This is a genomic window from Streptomyces albireticuli (assembly GCF_002192455.1).
GTDB classification, from domain to species: domain Bacteria; phylum Actinomycetota; class Actinomycetes; order Streptomycetales; family Streptomycetaceae; genus Streptomyces; species Streptomyces albireticuli_B.
On sequence record NZ_CP021744.1, the window covers coordinates 6,117,649 to 6,130,515 of the forward strand.

General features: G+C 70.9%; 12 protein-coding genes and 2 pseudogenes. 13 read left to right on the plus strand and 1 reads right to left on the minus strand.

The genetic code is table 11. The annotated features are described in order from the left end of the window. Window positions 1-31 precede the first annotated feature (31 nt). From dop to prcA, 4 genes are all read left to right on the plus strand, one after another. Window positions 32-1,543, plus strand: coding sequence for a depupylase/deamidase Dop (gene dop / locus SMD11_RS26510; RefSeq protein WP_349294356.1), 1,512 nt, complete (start codon window positions 32-34; stop codon window positions 1,541-1,543). Window positions 1,544-1,737: 194 nt separating this feature from the next. After that, complete coding sequence (locus tag SMD11_RS26515; RefSeq protein WP_058045164.1) at window positions 1,738-1,956, plus strand: ubiquitin-like protein Pup; 219 nt, start codon at window positions 1,738-1,740, stop codon at window positions 1,954-1,956. 234 nt (window positions 1,957-2,190) lie between these two features. Beyond that, window positions 2,191-3,036: a proteasome subunit beta gene (prcB, locus tag SMD11_RS26525; protein WP_087928846.1), complete on the plus strand. Its 846-nt coding sequence runs from the start codon at window positions 2,191-2,193 to the stop codon at window positions 3,034-3,036. 36 nt (window positions 3,037-3,072) lie between these two features. Continuing rightward, window positions 3,073-3,828 (plus strand): proteasome subunit alpha, encoded by a 756-nt coding sequence (gene prcA / locus SMD11_RS26530; RefSeq protein ID WP_087928847.1) that lies wholly within the window; start codon window positions 3,073-3,075, stop codon window positions 3,826-3,828. An 84-nt stretch (window positions 3,829-3,912) separates the two neighbouring features. Here prcA and SMD11_RS26535 read toward each other — a convergent pair whose 3' ends face one another. Beyond that, on the minus strand, window positions 3,913-4,845 hold the full coding sequence (locus tag SMD11_RS26535; protein ID WP_418952538.1) for a LacI family DNA-binding transcriptional regulator: 933 nt from the start codon (window positions 4,843-4,845) through the stop codon (window positions 3,913-3,915). A gap of 371 nt (window positions 4,846-5,216) precedes the next feature. On the opposite strand from SMD11_RS26535, the gene SMD11_RS26540 reads away from it, so the two are divergent. From SMD11_RS26540 to tatA, 9 genes and pseudogenes are all read left to right on the plus strand, one after another. Further along, window positions 5,217-6,455, plus strand: a complete 1,239-nt coding sequence (locus SMD11_RS26540; RefSeq protein WP_087930746.1) for an MFS transporter — start codon at window positions 5,217-5,219, stop codon at window positions 6,453-6,455. Window positions 6,456-6,464: 9 nt separating this feature from the next. Further along, a pseudogene (gene pafA / locus SMD11_RS26545) lies at window positions 6,465-7,825 on the plus strand (Pup--protein ligase). 133 nt (window positions 7,826-7,958) lie between these two features. Further along, the gene (locus SMD11_RS26550; RefSeq protein WP_087928850.1) at window positions 7,959-8,858 is read left to right on the plus strand and encodes an FKBP-type peptidyl-prolyl cis-trans isomerase; all 900 of its coding nucleotides are present in this window, start codon (window positions 7,959-7,961) and stop codon (window positions 8,856-8,858) included. Window positions 8,859-8,981: 123 nt separating this feature from the next. Beyond that, window positions 8,982-9,359, plus strand: a complete 378-nt coding sequence (locus tag SMD11_RS26555; protein ID WP_087928851.1) for an FKBP-type peptidyl-prolyl cis-trans isomerase — start codon at window positions 8,982-8,984, stop codon at window positions 9,357-9,359. Window positions 9,360-9,475: 116 nt separating this feature from the next. After that, window positions 9,476-10,476, plus strand: a pseudogene (locus SMD11_RS26560) (helix-turn-helix transcriptional regulator). Between the two features lie 31 nt (window positions 10,477-10,507). Further along, window positions 10,508-11,470 carry a helix-turn-helix transcriptional regulator gene (locus SMD11_RS26565; RefSeq protein ID WP_087928852.1) on the plus strand — a complete coding sequence of 321 codons (963 nt, stop codon included), beginning with the start codon at window positions 10,508-10,510 and terminating at the stop codon, window positions 11,468-11,470. Beyond that, window positions 11,467-11,721 carry a hypothetical protein gene (locus SMD11_RS26570; RefSeq protein WP_234366172.1) on the plus strand — a complete coding sequence of 85 codons (255 nt, stop codon included), beginning with the start codon at window positions 11,467-11,469 and terminating at the stop codon, window positions 11,719-11,721. Before SMD11_RS26565 ends, SMD11_RS26570 begins: the two co-directional genes overlap by 4 nt. Window positions 11,722-11,988: 267 nt before the next feature. Then, window positions 11,989-12,195, plus strand: a complete 207-nt coding sequence (locus SMD11_RS26575) for a hypothetical protein (RefSeq protein ID WP_087928854.1) — start codon at window positions 11,989-11,991, stop codon at window positions 12,193-12,195. A gap of 263 nt (window positions 12,196-12,458) precedes the next feature. Further along, complete coding sequence (gene tatA / locus SMD11_RS26580) at window positions 12,459-12,740, plus strand: Sec-independent protein translocase subunit TatA (RefSeq protein WP_087928855.1); 282 nt, start codon at window positions 12,459-12,461, stop codon at window positions 12,738-12,740. The last annotated feature ends 127 nt before the right edge of the window (window positions 12,741-12,867 follow it).

The window sequence follows — 12,867 nt, forward strand, 5'->3', positions numbered from 1 at the left end:
CCAGGGGGCGGCGCCGGGCAAGGAGGGCCGCATGACCGTACGGCGAGTAATGGGCATTGAGACGGAGTACGGGATCTCCGTCCCCGGTCACCCGAACGCCAATGCCATGCTCACCTCGTCCCAGATCGTCAACGCCTACGCGGCGGCGATGCACCGGGCGCGGCGAGCCCGCTGGGACTTCGAGGAGGAGAACCCGCTGCGGGACGCCCGCGGCTTCGACCTCGCCCGTGAGGCCGCCGACTCCAGCCAGCTCACGGACGAGGACATCGGCCTGGCCAATGTCATCCTCACCAACGGCGCGCGGCTGTACGTCGACCACGCGCACCCCGAGTACAGCTCCCCCGAGATCACCAACCCCCGCGACGCCGTCCTCTGGGACAAGGCGGGAGAGCGGATCATGGCGGAGGCCGCCGAGCGCGCCGCCCAGCTGCCCGGAGCCCAGCCGATCCACCTCTACAAGAACAACACCGACAACAAGGGCGCGTCCTACGGCACCCACGAGAACTACCTGATGAAGCGGGAGACCCCCTTCTCGGACATCGTGCGCCACCTGACGCCCTTCTTCGTCTGCCGGCAGGTGGTCACCGGCGCCGGCCGGGTGGGCATCGGCCAGGACGGCCACGAGCACGGCTTCCAGCTCAGCCAGCGCGCCGACTACTTCGAGGTCGAGGTCGGCCTGGAGACCACCCTCAAGCGGCCCATCATCAACACCCGGGACGAGCCCCACGCGGACGCCGAGAAGTACCGCCGGCTCCATGTGATCATCGGTGACGCCAACCTCTCGGAGATCTCCACCTACCTGAAGCTGGGCACCACGGCCCTGGTGCTCTCCATGATCGAGGACGGCTTCATCGCCTCCGACCTCGCCGTGGAGCAGCCGGTCCGCACGCTCCACCAGGTCAGCCACGACCCCACGCTCAAGCGCCTCATCACGCTCCGCAGCGGCCGTACGCTCACGGCCGTGCAGCTCCAGATGGAGTACTTCGAGCTGGCCCGCAAGTACGTGGAGGACCGCTTCGGCGCCGACGCGGACGAGCAGACCAAGGACGTCCTGGCCCGCTGGGAGGACGTCCTGGGCCGGCTGGAGCACGACCCGATGAGCCTCGCGGGCGAGCTGGACTGGGTGGCCAAGCGCGAGCTCCTGGAGGGCTACCGCCGCCGCGACGGCCTGGACTGGGACGCGGCCCGGCTGCACCTCGTCGACCTCCAGTACGCGGACGTGCGCCCGGACAAGGGCCTCTACAACCGCCTCGTGGCCCGCGGCAGGATGAAGCGGCTCCTGGAGGAGACCGAGGTGGAGCGGGCCCGCACGGCGCCGCCGGAGGACACCCGCGCCTACTTCCGCGGCCGCTGCCTGGAGCAGTACGCGGACGACGTGGCCGCGGCCTCCTGGGACTCCGTGATCTTCGACCTGCCGGGCCGTGACTCGCTGCAACGGGTGCCCACCCTGGAGCCACTGCGCGGCACGCGCAACCACGTCAAGGAGCTCCTCGACCGCTGTCGCACCGCCGAGGACCTGGTCCGGGTGCTGTCCGGAGGCTGAGCGGAGGTCCCTTCCGGCCAGGGGCGCCGGTGGGGTCTGAGAGGGCTGCGTTCAGGGAATCATCACGGTGGTTCCGGGACGTTGTAGCAAGTACGGGGCCGATGTCGGACCCTGCTTGTAGGGTCGGATCTTGTACGGCCGAGTACGTCGAAGTACCTCTGATCTTGTACGTCGAACCGAGCGGGGTGAGGGATATGGCGACCAAGGACACCGGCGGCGGGCAGCAGAAGGCCACGCGATCCACGGAGGACGTGGAGGAGCAGGCGCAGGACGCGCAGGTCTCGGAAGATCTCAAGGAACGGCAGGAGAAGCTCTCCGACGACGTCGACTCCGTGCTGGACGAGATCGACGACGTCCTTGAGGAGAATGCGGAGGATTTCGTCCGGAGCTTCGTGCAAAAGGGCGGCGAGTAGCCCTCCGCCGGCGCCGCGGGTGCGGCCCGGTCCGGACCGGGCCGCGCGGCCCGGTGGGGCGCGCGGGCGGGGCGCGCGTGATCCGTCCCGCTGCTCCTTCCGGGGATATCTATCACGATCATGGGACGGGTAAGGTCCCTCGCGTACGGTGCCTCGGCCGCGACGCGGCGCCGGGGCAGTTCATGGATCGGGCGGACGCGAAGGGCGGGCCGCCGCATATCTGGAAGGAAACGTGTGGAAGCCAACACTCGTAGCACCGGGCGTCTACCAGCTGCCTTCCTGACACCCGGCTCCTCGTCGTTCATGGATTTCCTCGGCTCCCACGCGCCGGAGCTGCTGCCGGGCAACCGGGCGCTGCCACCGGTGCAGGGCGCCGTCGAGATCCCGCACGGTACGACGATCGTCGCGGCGTCGTTCCCCGGCGGTGTGGTGCTCGCCGGTGACCGGCGGGCGACGATGGGCAATGTCATCGCGCAGCGCGACATCGAGAAGGTCTTCCCGGCCGACGAGTACTCCGCGGTCGGCATCGCCGGCACCGCCGGGCTGGCCGTCGAGATGGTCAAGCTCTTCCAGCTGGAGCTGGAGCACTTCGAGAAGGTCGAAGGGGTGCAGCTCTCCCTGGAGGGCAAGGCGAACCGGCTGTCCACGATGATCCGCAGCAACCTCGGCATGGCCATGCAGGGCCTCGCCGTGGTGCCGCTCTTCGCGGGCTGGGACGTCGACCGGCAAAAGGGCCGCATCTTCTCCTACGACGTGACCGGCGGGCGCTCGGAGGAGCACGGCTTCGCGGCCACCGGCTCCGGGTCGGTCTTCGCCCGGGGCTCGCTCAAGAAGCTCTTCCGCCCGGACCTGACGGAGAGTCAGACCACCACGCTCGTCGTCCAGGCGCTGTACGACGCCGCCGACGACGACTCCGCGACCGGCGGACCGGACCTCGCCCGCAGGATCTATCCGATCGTCACCGTCATCACCGACGAGGGCTTCCGGAAGCTGACCGAGGCCGAGTGCTCGGAGGTCGTCCGCGCGATCCACGACCGCCGGCTGGAGGAGCCGGACGGTCCCCGAGCCGCGCTCCTCTGAATGCACCCGCCACTGACAGAAAGGGACGGATAGCCGGTGTCGACGCCGTTCTACGTCTCCCCCCAGCAGGCCATGGCCGACCGCGCCGAATACGCCCGCAAGGGCATCGCGCGCGGCCGGAGCGTCGTCGTGCTCCAGTACACCGACGGCGTTGTCTTCGTCGCCGAGAACCCGTCCCGCGCGCTCCACAAGGTCAGCGAGATCTACGACCGGATCGCCTTCGCCGCGGTCGGGAAGTACAACGAATTCGAGAACCTCCGCATCGGCGGCGTCCGCTACGCCGACCTGCGGGGCTACACCTACGACCGGGACGACGTCACGGCCCGCGGCCTGGCCAACGTCTACGCCCAGACGCTGGGCAACATCTTCTCCAGCGCCGGTGAGAAGCCGTACGAGGTCGAGCTGATCGTCGCCGAGGTCGGGGCCGGCCCGGAGAACGACCAGATCTACCGCCTGCCGCACGACGGCTCCATCGTCGACGAGCACGGCTCCGTCGCGGTCGGTGGCAACGCCGACCAGATCAGCAGCTATCTGGACCAGCGCCACCGGGACGGGATGACCCTCTCCGAGGCGCTCAAGCTCGCCGTCGAGTCCCTCACCCGGGACAACAACGGCGGGGAGCGCACGCTCACGGCGGAGCAGCTGGAGGTCGCGGTCCTGGACCGTACGCGGCCGCAGCAGCGGAAGTTCAAGCGGCTGCTCGGGCGGCAGCTGTCGCGTCTGCTGGAAGGCGCCAGCGGCGCCTCCGCGGCGGACGAGCCGGACGAGGAGCAGGAGAGCTCGGAGGACTGAGTCCTCACCCGCGCCGGACGGGCTGGGGACTCCGGCCCGTCCGGCTCCTGAGGGCACCGCGCGGCGCGCGGAAAGAGGGCGGTGTCAGCCCCCGGCCGCCGTCGTCGTGCCCCGGACGACGAGTTCCACGGGGAGCAGGCGCGGCGCGACCGGCCCCCCGTCCAGCACCCCCATCAGCGCCCGCATGCCCGCCTCGCCCACCTCCTCGGCCGGCAGCCGGACGGTCGTGAGCTCCGGTTCGACCGCCGTGGCCAGGGACAGGTCGTCGAAGCCGGTCACCGAGAGGTCCTCGGGCACCCTGAGGCCGAGCCGCCGGGCGGCCTTGCAGGTACCCGCGGCGAGGACGTCGTCGTCGCAGACCAGCGCGGTCGGCCGGGGCCCCGGCCGGGTGAGGGCGTGTTCGGCGGCGCGGAGGCCGTCGGCGACGGTCAGCGGGGCCCGCACCACGCTCAGCTCCGTGCCGGGCGTTCCCCGCAGCGCCTCGGCGAGGGCCGCGGCCCGTACCCGGAAGGTCCAGGAGTCGATGTCCGCCGCGAGGTGGACGAAGCGGCGGTGGCCCAGGGCGAGCAGGTGCCCGGCGGCCTGCCGCATACCGTCGGCGAGGTCGAGGTTGACGGTCGTGGCGGCCTCCGCGCGCTCCGGGTCGCTGTCGAGCATGACCAGCGGCAGCCCGCCCTCGCGCAGCGCGCCCAGCGCCTCCGCCGCCATGGAGGAGGCGATCACGCCGTCCAGCGTGGCGCGGGCGGAGGCGAAGGGGTCGCGGGCGGGGCCGACGCCCTCGGGCGAGGGGTAGAGGACCACCCCGATGCCGTGTTCGGCGGCCACCCGGGCGGCCCCGGTGTAGACACGGGCGAAGAATTCGTTGGTGAGCGCCGGTACGACCAGCAGCGCGGTGCGGGTGCGGCCGAGCCGGAGGTTCCGGGCCGCGAGGTTGGGGCGGTAGCCCAGGCTGCGCGCGGCGGAGCGCACGGATTCGGCGGTGCGCTCGGAGACACGGCCGCGCCACTTCTCACCCATCACGAGGGAGACCGTGGCCTGTGAGACGCCCGCGACGCGGGCGACGTCCCGGCTGGTGGCGCGGGCCCCGGTGCGGGGGCCGCGGATGCTGGGCCAGCGGTTCCCGGGAGCGGCGCCGGGCCCCCCGCCCGAGCCCGTCGCGGCGGCCGCGGCCGCCTCCCCCTGGTCCTCTTCGTTGCCGTCCGTGCTGGTCACTGGCCTGGTCACTGGCTGTCTCCCCGATCGCCGCGCCCACAGGGTTGGACCCGTGGGCTGCGGCCATGGTACGTATAACGTCGCTAGTTATACGTAAAACCGGAATGGCTCGGTCGAAAACGACCCGGTCGAACGAGAGGCGGACCATGGCGTCGGCGGGTGGCGGTTATGTCGAGATGCTCAGAACGAAGCATGCGGCACGGTTGCTGACCGGCACCCTCGTGGGCCGCCTGCCCAACGCGACCGCCGCGCTGGCGATCGTGCTCTTCGTCCGCGCCGAGGGCGGCAGCTACACCCTCGCCGGAGCGCTCTCCGCCGTCTACGGCGTGGCCAACGCCTTCGGTCAGCCGCTGCTCGGGCGGGCCGTCGACGTCCACGGCCAGCCGCGCGTCATCCTGCCCTCGGCCGTCCTGGCCGCGCTCGGCATGACGCTCTTCACCGTGGTCGGCCTGGACCCGCTGCTGCTGTCCTACGCCGCCATGGTGGTGGCCGGCTTCTTCACGCCGCCGCTGGAGGGCGGGCTGCGCGCCCTGTGGCCCTCCGTCCTCAAGAGCGAGGACGACATCCACGCCGCGTACTCCCTCGACGCGATAGCCCAGGAACTGATCTACGTGGTCGGTCCGCTGATCGTCATGCGGATCGTGGCCTTCTGGTCCGAGGCCGGCGCGCTGTTCGTCCTCAACATCCTCGGACTCCTCGGCGCCCTCGCGGTCGTCACCTCGCCGCCCTCGCGGAAGTGGCGCAGCGAGGCCCGTGAGGCGCACTGGCTGGGCGCGCTGCGCTCCCGCGGGCTGCTGGTGCTCCTCGGCGCGTTCTTCTTCATCGGCTCGGCCCTGGGCTCGATAGCCGTGGCCGCGGTGGCCTACGGCGACGACCACGGTGGGGGCGGCGTCGCCAGCTACCTCCTGTCGGCCCTCGGCGTCGGCGCCCTCATCGGCGGTTCGATCTACGGCGCCCGGCAGTGGCCCGGCACGCCGGAGCAGCGGCTGCGGGTGCTCGTCGCGGGCCTGGCCGTGGGCTATGTGCCGCTGCTGCTGGTCCCGGGCGTCGTCAGCATGACGATCCTGGCCGGTGTGGCCGGTGTCTTCCTCGCGCCCTCGCTGGCCTGCGCGTTCGTCGTCGTGGACCGGCACGCCCCGCGCGGCACCGTCACGGAGGCGTTCTCCTGGCTGGTGACGTCCTTCGGCGTGGGCGCCGCCATCGGCACCGCCTTCGTCGGCCCCGCGGTCGAGTACGGCGGCGCGACGGCGGGTTTCGTGGTCGCCGTCGGCAGCGGAGCCACCGCCCTGCTCGTCCTTCTGGTGGCGCGCCGCTCCCTGCGCGCTCCCGAATCCTCGGGGACGGTCGTGGCGCGGTCGGAAAATGATCGAAACGGTGCCGTCGAACCCGGTTTCAGCGCAGGGGTTCAGGCGTAATGTTCAGGCATGGACCGCCGCATTTTCGGGCTGGAGAACGAGTACGGCGTCACGTGCACCTTCAGGGGACAGCGCCGGCTGTCACCTGACGAAGTGGCGCGCTACCTCTTCCGCCGTGTCGTTTCCTGGGGCGCAGCAGCAACGTCTTCCTGCGCAATGGTGCCCGGCTCTACCTCGATGTGGGTTCGCACCCGGAATACGCAACTCCCGAGTGCGACAGCGTGATCGAGCTGGTCACCCATGACAAGGCGGGCGAGCGCATTCTCGAAGGCCTGCTCGTCGACGCCGAACGGCGCCTGCACGAGGAGGGGATCGCGGGCGACGTCTATCTCTTCAAGAACAACACCGACTCCGCGGGGAACTCCTACGGCTGCCACGAGAACTACCTCGTGGCCCGGCACGGGGAGTTCTCCCGGCTCGCGGACATCCTCATCCCCTTCCTGGTGACGCGGCAGCTGCTGTGCGGCGCCGGGAAGGTCCTCCAGACCCCGCGTGGGGCGGTCTACTGCGTCAGCCAGCGCGCGGAGCACATCTGGGAGGGCGTCAGCTCGGCCACGACCCGCTCGCGCCCGATCATCAACACCCGGGACGAGCCGCACGCCGACGCCGAGCGCTACCGCCGGCTGCACGTGATCGTCGGCGACTCGAACATGTCCGAGACCACGATGCTGCTCAAGGTCGGCGCCACCGATCTGGTGCTGCGCATGATCGAGGCGGGCACGGTGATGCGGGACCTGACCCTGGAGAACCCGATCCGGGCCATCCGTGAGGTCAGCCACGACATCACGGGAAGACGAAAGGTGCGCCTCGCCAGCGGCCGGGAGGCCTCGGCGCTGGAGATCCAGCAGGAGTACTACGAGAAGGCCGTGGACTTCTGCGAGCGGCGCGGCATCCGCACGGGCACGGTGGAGCGGGTCCTGGAGCTGTGGGGCCGCACCCTGGAGGCGGTGCGCGACGAGGACCTGGACCGGATCTCCACGGAGATCGACTGGGTGATGAAGTACCAGCTCATCGAGCAGTACCGGGCGAAGAACAACATCAGCATGTCCCATCCGAGGGTCGCCCAGATAGACCTGGCGTACCACGACATCCACCGCCGGCGGGGGCTGTACTACCTGCTGGAGAAGCGCGGCAGGGCGGCCCGGGTGTGCAACGACCTCAAGATCTTCGAGGGCAAGTCGGTGCCTCCGCAGACCACCCGGGCGCGGCTGCGCGGCGACTTCATCCGCCGGGCGCAGGAGCAGCGCCGTGACTTCACGGTCGACTGGGTGCATCTGAAGCTGAACGACCAGGCGCAGCGGACGGTGTTGTGCAAGGACCCCTTCCGGTCGGTGGACGACCGGGTGGAAAAGCTGATCGCCGGGATGTAGTCCGGGCGGTGTGCCGCCCGTACGGGCGGACGGCGGTGGGGCCGGTGTGCAGGGGCTCCACCGCCGTTGCGTGCCATGGTTAGAGTGGGCCCGTCCGAATGTGTCCGACCGCTGCCCGTCTTGAGGGATTTCTGTGCGCCGAATCGCAGCCCTGTTGATCGCCCCCTTGCTGCTCGTCACCGCTACGGCGTGCGGCAGCGACGACTCCGGCAAGGCCGGTGAGCCTCCCGCGGTCAGCGGGGAGGCCGACAAGAAGCCCAAGATCGACAAGGGTAAGGGCGACCCGCCCAAGGACCTGAAGATCAAGGTGCTCAAGGAGGGCGACGGCGCGAAGCTCCAGAAGGGCGACGCGCTGACGGCGAACTACCTGGGTCAGCTCTGGGACGGAAAGGTCTTCGACAACAGCTGGGACCGCGGCCAGCCGGCCACCTTCGAGATCGGCACCGGCAAGGTCGTCAAGGGCTGGGACGAGGGCCTGGTGGGCCAGAAGCTCGGCAGCCGCGTCGAATTGGTCATCCCGCCGGACAAGGGCTACGGCGAGCAGGGCCAGGGCGAGCAGATCCCGCCCAAGTCCACGCTGGTCTTCGTCGTCGACCTGAAGAGCGTCACGCCGAACAAGCCGACCGGCAAGGTCGTCGAGCAGAAGAACGAGGACCTGCCGAAGGTGGGCACCAACACCGACGGCAAGGCCCCGTCGGTGACGATCCCCAAGGACAAGGACGCGCCGTCCAAGACGCAGTCCGAGACGATCATCGAGGGCACCGGCAAGCCCGTCGGCAAGGACGCCACGATCCAGACGCACTTCGAGGCCGTGCTCTGGAAGGACAGCAAGCCGCTGGACAACACCTGGCAGCAGAGCGGTATGCAGTCGGTGGCGCTGAAGAGCCTGCCGGGCTGGCAGGAGGGCCTGGCCGGCAAGAAGGTCGGCAGCCGGGTGCTGCTGGTCGTGCCGAAGAGCGCGCTGACCGAGGCGCAGCAGAAGCAGTTCGACTCGGCCGTGGTCTTCGTCGTCGACATCCTGGGCGTCAACTGATCCGGGCCCGTTCCGTTCCCGGCCGGGAACAGATCGGGAACGGACGGCGTCGGCCGTTCGCACGGCCGGACATCTGCCAGACTTGCACGGTTGTCTACAAGATTCGTTCGTAGGAGCACTTTCGTGAGCATCGACAAGCCGGAGATCGACTTCCCGGACGGCCCGCCTCCGGCCGACCTCGAGATCAAGGACATCTGGGAGGGTGACGGCCCCGTCGCCAAGGCCAACCAGATGGTCAAGGTCCACTACGTGGGCGTGGCCTTCTCCACCGGCGAGGAGTTCGACGCGAGCTGGAACCGCGGCACGCCGCTCCAGTTCCAGCTGGGCGTCGGCCAGGTCATCGCGGGCTGGGACCAGGGTGTCCAGGGCATGAAGGTCGGTGGCCGCCGCAAGCTGGTCATCCCCGCCCACCTCGCCTACGGCGACCGTGGCGCCGGTAACGCGATCGCCCCGGGCGAGACGCTGATCTTCGTCTGCGACCTGGTCGCCGTGGCCGGCTGAGGCCTTCGCCACCGCGGGCCGGGGGCCCATGCCTGCGGGCATGGGCCCTCGGCTTTTGCCAGGGAAGCCTTGAGCGGTACGGTCAACGGTTGAGAGCACAAGTAGAGAGGGCGTCGATGGCGATTGCCAAGGCCGAGCGGCTGATGAACCTGGCGCTGTGCCTGCTGGGCACCCGCCGACCGCTCAGCAAGCGGGAGTTGCGGACCTCGATCGAGGCCTATCTGGAGGCCTTCGGTCCGGGGAACGGAGGGGCTTCCGCGCCCTCGGACACCGCGACCGGCAGCGAGGACGCCTTCAACCGGATGTTCGAGCGCGACAAGGACGACCTGCGCGAGCTCGGGCTGATCATCGAGACGGTCGAGAGCGTCGAGGGCGACATCGGCTACCTCGCCCGCCGCGACAGCAACCGCCTCCCCCGATCACCCTCGACGTCGAGGAGGCCGCCGCCCTGGGCGTCGCGGCCAAGGTGTGGCAGCAGGCCCGGCTGGCCGGCGCCGCCAGCGGCGCGCTCCAGAAGCTGCGCGCCGCCGGGATGCCGCTCGCGGAGGACGCGTACGAGGGCCACAGCGCCCTGGAACCGCGGATCCCGGCCCATGAGGCCGCCTTCGAGCCCCTGATGCTCGCCGCCCGCGACCGCCGCCCGGTGACCTTCGACTACCGCAAGGCCAACAGCGCCCGCGCCGAGCAGCGCCAGGTGGAGCCCTGGACCCTGGAGTGCTGGCGGGGCCACTGGTACCTGGCGGGCTGGGACCGCGACCGCGGCGCCGAGCGGGTCTTCCGGCTCTCCCGGATCACCGGCCGGGTGCGCTCCCGGGGCATCCCCTTCACCGCCCCCGTGCCCGACCACGTCACCGTCCGCGAGACGGTCGAGACCTGGGCCGGCGAGAACGCCACCGGCACGGCCCTGATCAAGGTGCGGGCCGGGCACGGCTATCCGCTGCGCGCCCGCGCGATCGCCACCCGTGACCTCGGTGACGGCTGGGACGAGCTGGAGATCCCGTCCGGGCACGGCCTGGACGCCTGGCTGGTCGAGTTCGGGCCCGATGTGATCGTCCTCGGACCCGCCGAGCTGCGGGCCGATGTCATCGACCGGCTGCGCGCCGTGGCCAAGGGCTGACCGAAGCAGAAGGGAACGGTACCGACTTCTCATGGCCGGAAACGCCATTGACCAGACCCGGCGGATGCTGTCGCTGGTCACCTATCTGCGGGAGCGCCCCGGCGCCCGGGTCGCCGACGTGGCCCGCGCCTTCGGGATCACCGAGGACGAGCTGATCGGCGACCTCGACGTGCTGCCGATGTGCGGCACCAGCTTCCGCGGCGGTGACCTGCTGGACATCGACACCGACGGCGACCGCATCTGGTGGCACAACCCCGACGCCTCGGGCACCAGCACCGGCGAGCCGCTGCGGCTCGCCGCGGACGAGGCGACCGCCCTGCTGGTGGCCGCCCGCGCCGTCGCCACCCTGCCCGGTCTCCGGGAGAGCGACCGGCAGGCGCTGGTGCGCGCCACCGCCAAGATCGAGACCGCGGCCGGGGACACGGCCGCCGCCAGCTCCCGGCTCTCGGTCACCTTCGAGTCCGAGGGCGGCGTCTTCGCCGACGTCGACCGGGCAATCTCCGAGCGCCGCCGGGTATGGCTGCGCTACTACTCCCCGGCGCGGGACGAGCTCACCGAGCGCGAGGTGGACCCGATCCGGCTGTTCGCCGTCGGCCACACCTACATGGAGGCGTGGTGCCGCCTGTCGGAGGCGCGGCGCACCTTCCGCCTGGACCGGGTGGCCGAGATCCGGCTCCTGGACGAGCGCTCCGACCCGCCGCCCGTCGAGCCGCGCGACCTGTCGGAGGGGCTGGTGCAGCCCGCCGCCGAGGACCCGGAGGTCGTGGTCGAGGTCGGGCCGGGCGGGCGCTGGGTCGCCGAGTACTACCCGCACGACAGCGCCGAGGAGCTGGCCGACGGCGGTCTGCGGATCACACTGCGCACCCCCGACCCGGCCTCCCTGCGCCGGCTGGCCCTGCGGCTGGGCCGGGACGGCCGGATCGTCACCCCGCCGGAGCTGGCGGAGAGCGCCAGGGACGCGGCCCGCGAGGCCCTCGCGGCCTACGGCGAGTGAGCGGGGGAGCGGTGGAGGCGCGCACCACGGTCGCGGCCGTCTTCAAGGCGGCCTGCCCCGACTGCCGGGGGCGCTTCGAGCTGGCCGCGGGCGCGCTGCGGCTCGCCATCGGGGCCAGCCACCGCACCACCTTCTACTCGTTCACCTGCCCCGACTGCGGGGCCTCGGTCCGCAAGCCGGCGGGGGAGCGGATCGTGGAGCTCCTCACCGGCGGCGGGGTGAGCACGCTCCGGCTGCACTCGTCGGTGTGACGCGGTGAGGGGCCGCCGGGGCCGGCCCGCCGGTGTCCCCGGGCCGGCCGTGAGCCCTCCCGGGACCCTCCACGGACCGTCACCCTCGTGCCACCCGTTGGTGCCGACCGCGCGATCCGCCCCGGAATATTCCATTCCGACCGCTTGTTTCGGCCAATTTCGCCGCGTTCTTCGGTCTCTTTCCGCCTTTTTCCGGTCGTCTCCCATGTCGCGCCTGTCCCCTCCCGCCTCGCTCCTGTCCCCCTCCAGCCCCGATAGGCTCGCTCCATGTTCTGGCCCATGCTCGCCATCGCCCTCGCCTTCAGCGGCATCGCCGTGCTCGGCGTCCTCGCCGTCCGGGTCCTGGTGGAGGTGCGGAGGCTGGCCGCACAGGTGTCCGAGAGCTCGCGGCGGATCACCCGCGCCGCCGAGGACCTCGAACGGGCCGCGACGCCGCTCGCCGCGCAGGCCGCGCACACCCTGCGACAGGACTGATCAGGGGCTGATCGGGAGGCGGTCAGCGGGCGTCACGAAACCCGACAAGCTCGGGCACAGTCTTTCCTGGGCCCAAGGGGCGGGCGGTACGCTGTTTCGGGTGACCCTGCTGACGAAGCGGAGGGTCGCATCGGGAGTACGCACAGGGATTGCCCCGCGTTTACCCCTGCGCGTTACGATCGCTGCCGTACGACTGATGGACAAATGTCCGATCGGTCGGGCAGCACCCACACCCATGCCGCTTCGGTGAGAAGGTTACGCATATGTTCGGAAGGCTCGGCGCCCCCGAGATCATTCTTATTCTCGTCGTCATCGTCCTGCTGTTCGGTGCGAAGAAGCTTCCGGACATGGCCCGCTCCCTCGGCAAGTCCGCCCGGATCCTCAAGAGCGAGGCCAAGGCCATGAAGTCCGAGGGCCAGGACAACGCCTCCGCCCCGGCCGACCCGCCGGCCTCCACCACGCCCCGTACGATCAAGGCCGCTCCCGGTGATGTCACCGGTGCCCGCCCGGTGACCGAGCCGAGCGACCGCACCACGCAGCACTGAGCAGCGATACAGACCCAGCACTGACCGAGGGATCGGGCCGGCCGTCCTTGGCGTCCGCCTGCCGCACGAGATAGGGACGTGGGTTGCTCAAGTCTGCCCGCAAGAAGGAGAAGGACCCCGAGGGGCG

Bases quoted from the DNA above. Each gene is read 5' to 3' on its own strand.
- dop (WP_349294356.1), top strand. From the start codon at position 32: ATGACCGTACGGCGAGTAATGGGCATTGAGACGGAGTACGGGATCTCC.
- SMD11_RS26515 (WP_058045164.1), top strand. From the start codon at position 1,738: ATGGCGACCAAGGACACCGGCGGCGGGCAGCAGAAGGCCACGCGATCC.
- SMD11_RS26535 (WP_418952538.1), bottom strand. From the start codon at position 4,845: ATGGGTGAGAAGTGGCGCGGCCGTGTCTCCGAGCGCACCGCCGAATCC.
- SMD11_RS26540 (WP_087930746.1), top strand. From the start codon at position 5,217: ATGCTCAGAACGAAGCATGCGGCACGGTTGCTGACCGGCACCCTCGTG.
- SMD11_RS26565 (WP_087928852.1), top strand. From the start codon at position 10,508: ATGGCCGGAAACGCCATTGACCAGACCCGGCGGATGCTGTCGCTGGTC.
- SMD11_RS26575 (WP_087928854.1), top strand. From the start codon at position 11,989: ATGTTCTGGCCCATGCTCGCCATCGCCCTCGCCTTCAGCGGCATCGCC.
- tatA (WP_087928855.1), top strand. From the start codon at position 12,459: ATGTTCGGAAGGCTCGGCGCCCCCGAGATCATTCTTATTCTCGTCGTC.